Source organism: Roseovarius sp. YIN77, assembly GCF_057219155.1.
In genome coordinates, this window is the sequence record NZ_JBXVVI010000001.1 from 547,837 (window position 1) to 560,492 (window position 12,656).

14 protein-coding genes are annotated in these 12,656 nt (G+C 53.8%); 2 read left to right on the forward strand and 12 right to left on the reverse strand.

All coding sequences use genetic code 11. The features are described 5' to 3' along the window. Window positions 1–107 precede the first annotated feature (107 nt). The 7 genes from clpX to AC2D8P_RS02705 form a co-directional block, all read right to left on the reverse strand. On the reverse strand, window positions 108–1,376 hold the full coding sequence (clpX, locus tag AC2D8P_RS02675; protein WP_484700205.1) for an ATP-dependent Clp protease ATP-binding subunit ClpX: 1,269 nt from the start codon (window positions 1,374–1,376) through the stop codon (window positions 108–110). Window positions 1,377–1,513: 137 nt separating this feature from the next. After that, window positions 1,514–2,137 (reverse strand): ATP-dependent Clp protease proteolytic subunit, encoded by a 624-nt coding sequence (locus AC2D8P_RS02680; RefSeq protein ID WP_484700207.1) that lies wholly within the window; start codon window positions 2,135–2,137, stop codon window positions 1,514–1,516. 181 nt (window positions 2,138–2,318) lie between these two features. Next, window positions 2,319–3,323: a diguanylate cyclase domain-containing protein gene (locus AC2D8P_RS02685; RefSeq protein ID WP_484700208.1), complete on the reverse strand. Its 1,005-nt coding sequence runs from the start codon at window positions 3,321–3,323 to the stop codon at window positions 2,319–2,321. After that, window positions 3,320–3,907, reverse strand: a complete 588-nt coding sequence (locus AC2D8P_RS02690) for a heme NO-binding domain-containing protein (protein WP_484700210.1) — start codon at window positions 3,905–3,907, stop codon at window positions 3,320–3,322. The genes AC2D8P_RS02685 and AC2D8P_RS02690 overlap by 4 nt, the downstream gene beginning before the upstream one ends. 57 nt (window positions 3,908–3,964) lie before the next feature. After that, a complete protein-coding gene (locus tag AC2D8P_RS02695) occupies window positions 3,965–5,755 on the reverse strand; it encodes a DUF4153 domain-containing protein (protein ID WP_484700211.1) in 1,791 nt (596 codons plus the stop codon). A 70-nt stretch (window positions 5,756–5,825) separates the two neighbouring features. After that, entirely contained in the window at window positions 5,826–7,382 is a 1,557-nt protein-coding gene (locus AC2D8P_RS02700) for a trimethylamine methyltransferase family protein (RefSeq protein WP_484700213.1), read from the reverse strand. Window positions 7,383–7,504: 122 nt separating this feature from the next. Next, window positions 7,505–8,203 (reverse strand): HAD family hydrolase, encoded by a 699-nt coding sequence (locus AC2D8P_RS02705; protein ID WP_484700215.1) that lies wholly within the window; start codon window positions 8,201–8,203, stop codon window positions 7,505–7,507. A 129-nt stretch (window positions 8,204–8,332) separates the two neighbouring features. Here AC2D8P_RS02705 and AC2D8P_RS02710 point away from each other — a divergent pair, with 129 nt between their 5' ends. Next, window positions 8,333–8,788: a MarR family winged helix-turn-helix transcriptional regulator gene (locus tag AC2D8P_RS02710; RefSeq protein WP_484700217.1), complete on the forward strand. Its 456-nt coding sequence runs from the start codon at window positions 8,333–8,335 to the stop codon at window positions 8,786–8,788. Here AC2D8P_RS02710 and AC2D8P_RS02715 read toward each other — a convergent pair whose 3' ends face one another. Then, complete coding sequence (locus AC2D8P_RS02715; RefSeq protein WP_484700219.1) at window positions 8,789–9,073, reverse strand: DUF3572 domain-containing protein; 285 nt, start codon at window positions 9,071–9,073, stop codon at window positions 8,789–8,791. It abuts the gene before it with no gap. Between the two features lie 89 nt (window positions 9,074–9,162). Between AC2D8P_RS02715 and AC2D8P_RS02720 the strand changes: the two genes are divergently transcribed. Continuing rightward, window positions 9,163–10,620 carry a diguanylate cyclase gene (locus tag AC2D8P_RS02720; RefSeq protein ID WP_484700221.1) on the forward strand — a complete coding sequence of 486 codons (1,458 nt, stop codon included), beginning with the start codon at window positions 9,163–9,165 and terminating at the stop codon, window positions 10,618–10,620. Here AC2D8P_RS02720 and AC2D8P_RS02725 read toward each other — a convergent pair. The 4 genes from AC2D8P_RS02725 to AC2D8P_RS02740 all read right to left on the reverse strand — a co-directional run bounded on the left by AC2D8P_RS02725 (window position 10,541) and on the right by AC2D8P_RS02740 (window position 12,526). Next, window positions 10,541–11,017, reverse strand: a complete 477-nt coding sequence (locus tag AC2D8P_RS02725; protein ID WP_484700223.1) for a periplasmic heavy metal sensor — start codon at window positions 11,015–11,017, stop codon at window positions 10,541–10,543. The two genes, AC2D8P_RS02720 and AC2D8P_RS02725, sit on opposite strands and share 80 nt — an antisense overlap. Before the next feature lies 1 nt (window position 11,018). Then, window positions 11,019–11,396 (reverse strand): hypothetical protein, encoded by a 378-nt coding sequence (locus tag AC2D8P_RS02730; RefSeq protein ID WP_484700226.1) that lies wholly within the window; start codon window positions 11,394–11,396, stop codon window positions 11,019–11,021. Beyond that, entirely contained in the window at window positions 11,389–11,982 is a 594-nt protein-coding gene (locus AC2D8P_RS02735; protein WP_484700587.1) for an RNA polymerase sigma factor, read from the reverse strand. Before AC2D8P_RS02735 ends, AC2D8P_RS02730 begins: the two co-directional genes overlap by 8 nt. A gap of 82 nt (window positions 11,983–12,064) precedes the next feature. Next, on the reverse strand, window positions 12,065–12,526 hold the full coding sequence (locus AC2D8P_RS02740) for an EF-hand domain-containing protein (RefSeq protein ID WP_484700228.1): 462 nt from the start codon (window positions 12,524–12,526) through the stop codon (window positions 12,065–12,067). Between the last annotated feature and the right edge of the window lie 130 nt (window positions 12,527–12,656).

Sequence of the window (12,656 nt, forward strand, 5' to 3'; positions counted from 1 at the left end):
TCCAGAGCGAAGCCCGATCACAGATTTAATTCAGGTGAAATTCGCGCTCCGCATAAAAAATGCACAGGAATTCACCTACGCATTCTTATGATTTTTTTCGCGGCTGATTAACCTGCAGAAGCAGAGCCTTGGTCCGCATCGGCATGGACCAACAGCGGCGCCGCGTCCGAGTTAACGGCCTCTTCGTTGACCACGACCTCTTCGACACTGTCCATGCCGGGCAGTTCAAACATGGTGTTCAACAAGATATCTTCGAGGATCGAGCGAAGCCCGCGCGCACCGGTTTTGCGCTCTATCGCGCGCTTGGCGATAGCCACCAACGCATCATCGGTAAAGGACAGCTTGGTATCCTCCAACTCAAACAGGCGCTGATATTGCTTAACCAGAGCGTTTTTGGGCTGCGTCAGGATCGTGACAAGTGCGTCCTCGTCCAGATCTTCGAGTGTCGCAATCACAGGCAAACGACCGACAAATTCCGGAATCAGCCCATATTTCAGCAGATCTTCGGGTTCCAGATCGGTGAAAATTTCCCCGACACCACGGGTGTCGTTTTCTTTGACATCCGCACCGAACCCCATGGCAGAGCCTTTGCCCCGGGCGGCAATGATCTTGTCCAGCCCCGCGAAAGCACCACCACAAATAAACAGAATATCGGTGGTATCGACCTGCAGGAACTCTTGCTGTGGGTGCTTGCGGCCACCTTGTGGCGGCACAGCCGCAACCGTGCCTTCCATCAGCTTCAACAACGCCTGTTGCACACCCTCACCCGACACATCGCGGGTGATTGACGGATTGTCAGACTTGCGGGTTATTTTGTCGACCTCGTCAATGTAAACGATCCCGCGTTGGGCACGTTCCACATTGTATTCGCTGGACTGTAATAGCTTGAGGATAATGTTCTCAACATCCTCACCAACATAACCCGCCTCAGTCAGCGTGGTCGCATCGGCCATTGTGAACGGAACATCCAAAATCCGTGCAAGTGTCTGGGCCAGAAGTGTTTTACCGCAACCTGTCGGTCCGATCAGTAGGATGTTGGATTTCGCCAACTCTATATCGCTGCCAGATTTTTGCGAATGGTTCAGGCGCTTATAGTGATTGTGCACGGCCACTGAAAGCACCCGCTTGGCCACCATCTGGCCAATGACATAATCATCCAGAACGGCGCAGATATCTTTGGGCGTCGGCACCCCGTCAGAGGATTTCAAACCAGCGGATTTGGTTTCCTCGCGGATGATGTCCATACACAGTTCAACACATTCGTCGCAGATGAACACCGTTGGTCCGGCAATCAGCTTGCGCACCTCATGCTGGCTTTTACCGCAGAAAGAGCAATAGAGCGTGTTTTTGCCGTCGCTGCCAGAGTTGTTTGCCATCTCAATCCTTTTCGGCTCTCGCCTTTTACCCTTGCTACCGGTTTCCCGATCCGCGTCCGTATCCCTCTCAGCTTAGGACACCGCATTTACAAGCTCAATGTCAAATTCCACCCCATCAATTAGGAGTGAGTTCGGTATCAGTCTTCGGATTTTACCCGATTTGTTACGATTTCGTCGATCAGGCCCCATTCTTTGGCGTCCTCTGCGGACATAAAATTGTCCCGCTCCAACGCATCAACGACCGCTTTCATCTTCTGCCCGGTGTGATTGACATAGATTTGATTCAGGCGATCTTTCAGTTTCTGGGTTTCCTGCGCATGGATCATGATATCTGTGGCTTGCCCCTGATATCCGCCCGATGGCTGGTGCACCATGACCCGGCTGTTGGGCAAGGAAAAGCGCATCCCCTTTTCACCCGCGGCCAGCAGCAAAGACCCCATAGAGGCAGCCTGCCCGACAACCAGGGTTGAAACCTTGGGCTTGATGTATTGCATCGTGTCATAGATCGACAGGCCAGAGGTCACGACACCACCCGGGCTGTTGATATACATGGAAATTTCCTTGGACGGATTTTCCGCCTCCAGATGCAAAAGCTGCGCAACAATCAGGCTCGACATGCCGTCATGAATGGGCCCTGTAATGAAGATAATTCGCTCTTTCAGCAGACGAGAGAAAATATCATAGGCCCGCTCCCCACGAGAGGTCTGTTCCACCACCATCGGGACAAGGTTGTTCATGTAATGATCAATAGGGTCGTGCATATCGTTCCGCCTGCCTGTGTTGTCCCGCTGTTACCTACTGCGGGATACCTACCAGAGTCTTAGTTCCGCGTCCCGGCGCCCGCAAGAGGCCGAATGCGTTTTTGATGTTCTCAACAACTCTTCACACTAATTTCTAAGATGTATGCCGTCGATCACCATTAGGCACGTCGTTGGACTACGCTCAGTTCTCGATCCCATGCATCTTTGCATCAAACAGTGTCGCTTGCGCCCGCCCTTGGCTTTTAGAGGCATAAAGCGCCATGTCGGCATCGTGCAAAAGACTATCTGGATCCGGTTTTAAAGACATTTGGGTGGTGGTGATCCCCACGCTGCCTGATATCCGACACTCTTGCCCTTCAAAGGGGATAGGCACTTCTAATCCCTGAATAATCCGACGGGCTATGCTCAACAATACTGACTGATCTGTCAGACGCGGCAACAGAATCACAAACTCATCTCCACCAAATCTGCAAACCGTATCCTCCACTCGGGTTTGCGATATCATCACCTCTGCCACGCGCTGCAATACGGCATCACCGGCCGCATGTCCCAGCGTGTCGTTGACCTGTTTGAAGTAATCCAGATCGATGTGCATTAACCCAAATGGATCGCCCCGGCGCACATGTCGCCCCAAAACATAATCCAAAGCGCGTCGATTTTTCAGCCCGGTCAATGTATCGGTAAAGGCCTGCTCCTCTGCCGCGATCTTGGCGCCATGCAAACGGGTGTTTAGATGTTTCAGCTCTTGGGTAACCGCTGATTTCGCTTCCATCAGATACAGCATCTCGACGGTCAAATCGGTCGGATCAAAATCGCTCATCGTCAAGCCAAACGCAGCCACCGCGTCGGTTAAAGCAATGCCAAACGACATATTCAACAAAATATACCCCCCCCCGCACAGAGGCACGGTCTGCGCCTTAAACGATATCTGCGCGCAACTGCACAGACGGAGCTTTATCCGTTGACCCACATGATTTGAAAGCGCCTCGAACGTCGCATCGATCTGGGGAAATGAAACATCAAAAATATCAGATAGGCATAGCCCGACCATGTCGCGATCATGTAGTAACTTCTTCATCGTCGGGCCTGCGTGGACAATTCGCCCACCTGGTCCCGCAACCACATTCATCGGCATCAGTTGATCCAACCAGCCACCGTCGATTGAAAATTCTTTCAAAACAGTCATGCGTTTGCGCCCGCCAGTTCAAAGTGACGGCCCTCAGCAAAACTGGATTCGGCTATGATAATCGAAATCATCTCTGCGTTTTTGTCGACTGCTTCGTAGTCAAGAAGTACCAGAGCACCAAAATCATCCGCCATACCCCGCAACACCCCCATAACAACATGACCAAAAATTGCCCGTTCCCAAATGCAGCACAGTTCGAACATGCCGGGTGCGTTTTGGCGCAGATATAGATCCGGCAATTCCAGATCCGGCACAGCCATTCGGGCCCGATCGGGCAACTCGTCCAGTGACAGTAAAAATTCCTCGAAAGTCCGTCCACCAAATCGCAGAAGCCGCCTGACCCGTTGGCATTTTTCATGGGCAACCAGATAGGTACCTAAACTTTCCAGAAAATCGCCGCGCGCCTGTCTCAGTTCTGCTGTGGCCGCCTCGATGACATCCGTCGTTTGACTATCATCATATGTCAGCATGGCTTCAAACCCGGATACGGGTATTTCTGCCTTTTCTGCGACAACTCGCCAGACGTGATCACCATAGGTGTCGCGAACAAAGCATTGGAGTGAAAGATTAATCAGGCCGTGCATTTGCGTCTCCTCTGAAAGAGGAGGCTACGCATCAGATGTTAACAACGACCTTAACGGTTACGGTTGGATAAAGATTTCGGCATTTCCCACTGAAAGTACATTGATCCCTGACGGTTTGACTTCCGCCTGATCAGCGTGCAGGGCGTCAATCACTGACGCATCCATCAAACCTCCGCCATGGGTGCGGAAATTACGCGGGGAATAATCGATCTGATAATTTCCTGCTTGGGTCTGTTTCAGCGCATAAATCTGCACCCGGTCATTGCCCAATAGGAAAATCAACAAATACTCTCGTCCCGCAGCCGTCGGCACCAGATCAACGGCAACGATTGCACATCCCTTATGGCCCGCGGGCGTGGAACGGGCGCAACCGGCCTGCATCTGATTGATTTGCACAGACGGAACATCATCCAGAACACCGGCAGGCAACGCAGCCGCTCCGCCACCCGGAATGGCAAAAACCGGCACTTCCGCCCTCAGATCAGATCGCGCGGGTTGTGCGGTGGTCTGTTCGGTGCTTATGTCAAATGCATATTCGCTGTCCGACGTTTCCAACGTCACCAACCGTTCCTGTAAACGTTCCGCATCCGGATGATCTGTCAGGGCCGACAGGCGGGCAATTCCGGCCTCCCCGCGTTTGCCCCAATCATAGCGGATTGACCAAAGGTCCAGATCGTCAACGCCGGTTTTACCCGCCTCAAATCTTGCTACCTGAGAATTTACCGACATGGCCTGGATATTCATAACCGGGCTCATGAACACAAACGCCAGCCCCAACACGCCAAGCGCCAGGTAGATATTCACCTGACGGATACGCTCCAACCAGCCGTCTTTGGAAAGTGAAAAGATCAGATAGGCCAGCGCATAGATCAGAACGACCCCACCCGCGATTGCCGCCGCGAAACGATCCGGGGTCCAGCCATATTGTGCAACCCTGATCCAGATCGCATAGACCGCCAGAAATGCAATGACCGGGTTCATCAGGATCATGCCCCGTGTGCCCAATGTCATCACCCGGCTTTGCACGGCCTCAAGATCGTTGCGGTCAACTGCGGTAGAAATCAATGTTATCGCGCCGATCGCCATCGCCATCAAAATCGCTGCGGTCGAAAACCCACCAAACAGGTCAGACAACCCTCGTAATGGCAGTGCGATGATGAAAATTCCAACAACGACCAGAAAAACCGGTAACAACAGACGCAACAGGCGCACCAACAAATACGGCGTCACATAGTCCGATAATTCATCGACAACAGCCAGCGCCACGCCCAGCGCCGCGCCGGTCAGCATGAACGGCACCGGATCGATTTCCAGCAGATCCTCGATCAACTCCAGACCGACGATCTGCAGCAATGCATCGCTCAGATACACGACGCTCCAGAACACAGCCACAAACAACCAAGCCGCCGCATAGCGCACCACAATCGACCAGGCCTGATCAAACAGGGCCTCGTAATTGCGCCAATCCCCTTGATTGCGCTCAATCACGATAAGAAACGGCAGCGGCATCCCCACCAGCAGGGCAAACGCCACGATCGGATGACCCGTTTGCAAAAAATCTTCGGGCTCGACAAAACGAAAGCTTGCCCAGACCAACAAGGCGGCAGATGGCAGCGCGACGGCAAGTGCCGATTTAATTGCCGGGAACAGCCGGACGGGACCCAACATCGCCAGCAACGCGGTAAAGAACGCAGATGTGGACGCAAAAACAAACGTATACAGACGAATGTTGTCGATATAGTTGTCGAGATATTCGATCAGTAGCCACAAACATAACCCGGCCAACGCACCCGTGGCGGTGAAGGTTAACCTATTGTTAACTGTCGCGTCCTCTTGATCCCAACGCATTTTGGATACCCCTTACACTTTGTCTCAGGGTATTACGTTGCAGTGAAACTTGCCAGCGCCTTGTAATCGGTCAGAAATCCGTCGGTGCACCGCCCTCTTCCTTGCGCTTTGCAACGAATGTTGCCAGCTCTTCGCGAATGGCTTCGTCCATGGGTGGGGCTTCAAATTCGTTCAGGATTTCTTTGTATTTCAGATGCGCACGCTCTGCGGTCCATATCCCGCCGGCTTGTTCCCAGGCCTCATAATTGCGCCAGTCAGACAGGAAGGGTTGATAAAATGCCGTTTCATAACGGTCCTGCGTGTGCTGAACACCAAAGAAATGCCCGTCGTTGCCCACTTCTCGGATCGCGTCCAGCGCAATATCACCCGGAGTAGTCGCCGTGATTGCGGGTTCAAAATACCGCTGAATCTGCTGCAATATCTCGCAATCCATCACGAATTTCTCCGGGCTTGCGATCAGGCCACCTTCCAACCAACCCGCTGAATGGTAAACCATGTTGGTCCCCGATTGCACCGCAGACCACAAGGCGTTGGATGTCTCCCAAACTGACTGCCCATCCGGCACGTTAGAGGCACAAGACCCAGAGGCCCGCATCGGCAGCCCATAAAACCGCGCCATTTGCCCGGTCATCTGGGTTGCACGCATGTATTCGGGTGTTCCAAAGGCCGGCGCCCCGGATTTCATATCGACGTTAGAGGTGAACGTCCCAATTGCGCAGGCCACACCGGGGCGAATATGTTGCGCCAAGGCGACCGCGATCAGCGCTTCCGCGAGCGACTGCGCCACAGCACCCGCCATTGTGACCGGCGCCATAGCGCCCGCCAGCGTGAAGGGGGTCACCACCAACCCCTGCCCGCGCCGCGCTAACCGCATCCAGCCATCCAGCATTGGTTCGTCATGCTTCAAAGGCGACGTAGAATTGATGTTGGTGTACATATACGGCTTGCTGTCGAACTGCTCGTGGCTGACCCCCGCCGCGATCCGCACCATCTCGACAACGTCTTCGACCCGTTCCTTCCCCAGACTATAGGCATGGGGCACCTTGTCGGTCAGTGTCAGCTTGTCATAGAGTACATCCAGATGCCGGATTGATGGATGCAAATCAACAGGTTCGACCGGATAACCCCCGGCCAAATGGATGCAGTTGAAATACTGAACCAATTTCAGAAGGTTAGCGCAATATTGACGGGTCCCGGACACTTTGCGCCCGATTTCCATATCCCAATAGCTTGGTGGGCTGGACACACCACCAAAGATGATATGTTTGCCGCCAATCGTGATTTCCCGATCTGGATTGCGCGGCGTCAGGGTAAAGCTTGAGGGTGACTTTCGGACCAGTTCCATCACCGTATCACGGCCCATACGGACATTGGTGCCTTCGATGATGCAATCCATCTCGGCAAATATGGCCAATGCTTCGGAGTTGAGAATCTCGATGCCAATCTCTTCGAGAATACGCATCGCACCATCATGGATGGCCTCGACCCCATCCTGATCCAGCGGCTCTATTGGTATGTCCGGATTGACCGGCACCCGCCATGGCATCTGAGTGACTGCAGCAGCCCCGCTGCCCCGAACATTGCCGGCACGACCTCCGGATCGACGACGTTTTGTCTTATCTGCCATCTGCACCTCCCATGCTTGATTCAATCAAGCCTCGGCAAGCATCCAAATAGGCGTCCGTTTACGACAATAATTGTCGCATACATTTGAAGACAGCAGAAATCATGGCCGTCAAAGGTGAAAATTTACTCTGGTAGATTCATCCAATCTGGCAGATGGCCGATGTCCGGCAGGACAACATCCGCATGAGGCCCCAGCTCAGCCTCATCGGCCAACCCCGTCAGAACCGCAACAGTCGCCATCCCAGCAGCCCGACCAGCATGCAAATCATGGGTGCTGTCACCAACCATGATGCAATCGGCAGGATCCAGGTCGAATTGCTTGGCAAATGCCAACAACATCCCCGGGGCGGGTTTTGCGCCGAAACCACTGTCAAATCCCGCAATGAAATCGAATTGCCCTGTCACGCCCAACTGTTCCACATTCGCGCGCGCGGGTTCCTCTGCATCATTGGTGGCAACACCAAGTTTCAGACCATGGCGGGCAAGTCGTGCCAGCAACGCTTCTAAATCGACAACCCGTGCCAAAGGAACCTCGCCCGCCAGTTGGTTCATCCGCGCTAAAATTTGATCGCGAGACAGGTCGGGCGCTGCGGCAACCAAGGCATCAGCGATTTCACCCGGTGTTCCGGCAATGATGACACTGTCGCGATCAAAGCTGGCACTGTCGAAATCATAGCCAACGATGCCGGACAGGTTGACAGCGCGGTCCCGGTCCCCGTCTGAAATGTCCATGAAAAACCGTTGCGCCCACACCGACCAGGTTTCAGAAAAGGAAAACAACGTGCCGTCCTTGTCGAATAGAATCCCACGATATCTGGTCAACAGGCCATCCTCCGTCTGCCCTACGATTGTGACAGGCGTAGCGTGATTCAATCGCCGTCGCCAGATAGAAATGTATGATGGGCCAAGAACATATTTGAAAATGTCGCCGTCAACCGATACCACTTAACCATGATAAAATTGATTGACTACGATCTTACGAATTCTCTGGGCTATCAGATCTCGCTAACCGCGCGACTGATCGAAAGGAAATTTGAAAAGTCTCTGCAGAAATTCGGCCTGAACCGGACCAGTTGGTCTGTGCTTCTTTCCATTAGCAAGCCTGATATCTCTAGCCCAACACAGATCGCAGACTATGTCGGTATCGACCGGACCGCCACATCACGCGCCCTGCGGCATCTGGATGTCGATGGGTTGATAGAGCGTCTGTCAGGCAAGGAAGACAAGCGAACCCGGCAAGTGAAATTGACGGAGAAGGGTCGTGCCTTGTTGTTAGAGACACTGCCATATTCTCAGGAAAACGCCGATCATTTCCGCCAGAAGCTCACCGAATCAGAACGCACAAAGCTGTTGCAGCTTCTATCTCGGTTGCGCGAAGACGAAGCGGCCAACCTGTCGCATCTCTGATCAGGTCCAGTGCGTCTGCGCCCCACCCGGCAGATGCTGGCGTGCACGCATTGGCGCATCGTAACCAGTGCCGGCTTGATCGCAAAAACCAACCACCCATGCGTCATCCATCATAAGAAAATCAAGGACAGAGCCCAGAAATTCCGGCTCTGCAATCCTTGATCTCAGGTCTTGCTCTGACGCGCCGGTCGCGCCCAAAAACACCGGTAACAACTCTTCATTCGCGACCAGCCACGAAACAGCCTTCAACGCCAATGTCTCTGCAGCCGCGGTTTCATTGCCCATGGAAACGTCCCTTTTCAAGGATTTGTTAACGATTGAGTCGCAAAACTTAACATAACGCTGACAAGTTATTTAAAGTTTGAGAGAACGCAATGCCAGGACGCATCCTCCTTGCTGATCAGGACGCACAAACCCGCACCCTGTTGCGACTCAAACTCAGTATGGCATGCTATCAGGTGAACGAAACCGGAAACTGTCTCGAACTGCTCTCTCTGGCCCATGCACTAAAACCGGATGTCATCATCCTGTCCACGCAATTGAATGACATTGACGGTTACACGGCCTGCAAACGCCTTAAGGATCATAGCGACTTCAAAAACATTCCGGTTGTCATGATCATAAACCCGGGCGACGCGGAGGAGCGTATCAATTCGCTGGAATGTGGTGCTGATGATTATCTGGTTCGACCGGTGGATGAACTGATTTTGCTGGCGCGGGTCCGAAGCCTGCGCAAAGCCGCGACAAAAATGAATGAACTTCGGCTTCGCTGCGCAACCAGTCGGGCGCTGGGATTTGCAGAAGAGCGGACCAAGTTTGAACGCCCGGGGAATGTGGGTCTGATATCGACACATGATGTTCAACTGGAACGCTGGAAAAACCAGCTTTCCGGCCCATTAGGGGGGCGTGTGCGCTCCTTTGAACCAGAAGAGGCTCTATCATTGTCCTCTGCGGATCAGGTCCCCGATGTCTTTGTCATTTCCGGCGACCTGCAACGCGCCGGGGAAGGTCTGCGCATCCTATCCGAACTTCGTAGTGCGACGGCCACACGCCATGCCGCGTTTATCATGATTTTTTCGCCCGCGGCGCAACAGGATGCGATTGTGGCGCTGGATGTGGGTGCCGCAGATCTGATTTATGAAGGTTTCGCACCGCGCGAACTGGTTTTGCGTGTCACCGCGCAAATACGGCGCAAGCAAAACGCAGATCGGCTCAGAAAATTCGGGGATGACGAACACCAATTGGCAAATATCGACACGTTGTCGGGCCTCTATAATCGCCGTTACGCGTTCGCCCATCTGAAACGCAGCACTAAATGTTCTGTCGCTGCAGGTCGCTGCATCGCGGTCATGATGGTGGACATCGATCGCTTCAAATCGGTGAATGATCGTTTTGGACACGCAACGGGGGATCTGATCATAAAAGAGGTTGCAAATCGACTGAAGCAACATCTGCGGGCGGAGGATCTGTTGGCGCGCATTGGGGGAGAGGAGTTTTTGATCTCCCTAATAGACACCTCGCCAGAGCAGGCAGAATATGTCGCGGAACGGCTACGTCACGCAGTGGAATGTGCGCCCATCAATAGCGGCGATCTGCAAATCAGTGTCACCATATCTGTAGGCCTGACCATCACCGACACAGAAACCGATATAGATGACCTTCTATTGCAGGCCGACAGGGCGCTTTACAGGGCGAAGAACGCCGGTCGAAATCGTGTGTGCCACGCATCAGATGTAAACCCCGGGGATGACTTTAATCGCCTTTCCAGCGCCGTGCGCGACGTTCCAACCGATCCGCATAAGCCGCCCTTTCTGCATCGCTCAACCCGATGATCCTGACAACCAGCGCGTCCCGCCCAATCTGCAACTGTTGTTCGTGCAGATTGACCGTGTCTTCAAAATGTGTGCGCAAGGCCTCTGCATCAAAGGGTTGATCGCGCAAAACCCCTAATAGCTGCTTCATCCTGTCTTGTGGGCCTGCATTTTCCTGACGGTGATGAGAGGCAACCCATCCCCGAAACTCTGACCGCAGCACGTCACGTTCCGCTTTGGGCAACGCCATGACCAATGGGATCAACCGATCTCCTCGATCATGTTTTGCATGCGGTCCCACCCGCCACAACGTACCTGCAACCAGTCCGACGAACAACAGATTGAACGTCAATGAAATGACCAACAATATCTTGGGCCAGCGCCGCGCCTTCGGCATTCCGTCCTTTTGCTCACTCATGTCACATATCCTCTGCCAGATAGGAAAGATCTGCGAACATCTCTGTCAGATACAAATCCGTTTCCCCATAAAATACTTCAGTGCCCTCAAGGGTCATCGGCGGCTTAAGCCCAATCCAGATTCCAACCACAACGGCAGAGGCCATCGCCGTTGCGACCCCCAAGCCTCCCATCGGGTGAAACATTGCGCGTAGCTTGTCGAACATCGAAGCTTGTTCTGCCATCCGTCGCGGCACCGGGGAAAGACACGCCGCCGCGTCATCCATTATCCTGTCGCTCAGCGCGTCAGACAATTCAGGGGGATGCCGCTGCGCTGTCTTAAACAGCTCATCCAGATCTGATGATGCCATCATCTGTGATGTCGGTTCATGTTCAGTCATCGCGATACCCCAGCTCCTCTTTCTGTGACGCCAGATTTTCTCTCAGCGCCCTCTTCCCACGCGCCGTCAAACTTTCCACGGCTTCGATTCCCACATCCAAGACCTGCGCGATCTCGGTATTACTTAGACCCTCTATGTGGCGCAAAACGACGGCTTGACGCTGCCGCTCTGGCAACTGCCACAGCGCCCGGTTCAGGGCCGCCAGACGTGCCTTATCCTGCAGATCGGCATCGACCCCGGTTGTTTCATCCTGAAACTCTGCCTCCGGATCCATCTGCTCTGGCTTGGACTTGCGCAACCGATCTATGCACAGGTTCCCCGCCACCCGGTACAACCACGTTGACACGCGGGCCTGCCCCTGTTGCCAGTTCGGTGCCATTTGCCACAAGCGCAACATGGCGTCCTGCGTGACGTCCTCGGCCTCTGCACGGTCCCCGCCCAACATCCGCGTGGCATAAGACAACACCCGCGGTGCCAACCGATCCGTCAGCAATCGCGCAGCAACCAAATCACCATTACCGAATGACACAAGCAACGCGTCATCAGATACTTCTGACTTTGGCTCTGCGAAATCGATCACGCGCATATCCATGGCTGTCTGCGGTTTATGGTCTGACTATGCGCGAAACGGGGCTGTTATCCAGCCCCGTTGCATCTGTTTCATCATCTCAATTCGAATGCTTGCGACCATGCCGTTCTTTGAACCGCATCATCACCTCTTCGAATTCTTCCTCAGATATCGCCCCGTCAGAGTTCGCATCCGCCCGTTCAAACAGGCGCTCCCCATGTGCGTGCCGGCCGCTTTGCAACTCTTCCACACTCAACGCACCATCGCCATCGGCGTCCTTGTGCTCCAGCATCCTGGCGACATGCTCTTCGACCTTACCCTGTGCGTGGACGGTCAGTTCTTCGCGGGTCAAAATGCCGTCGGAATTTGCATCAGCCGCCTGAAACCTGTTCTGGCGCATGTTTTTCATCTCTTCCATGGTCAGTTGCCCATCCCCGTCTGCATCCAGATCAGTAAAGCTTGGCAACATGGAGTCTCGCCCCCCATGCGCACCTGCATCCATTACACTACCCAGCGAAACCGCTGTCACAATCAATCCGCTCAACAAAGCTGCCTTGTACATGGTAAACTCCTATTTTCATCCAAGGTCACTGCGGGTTTTGTCCCGCATATACTTGTTCAACGGGCCAGCCAGACATTTCCGTCGCAATTGCTGAAACTTTTTTCGACTTGCGACATGCCGACGCGGCGAT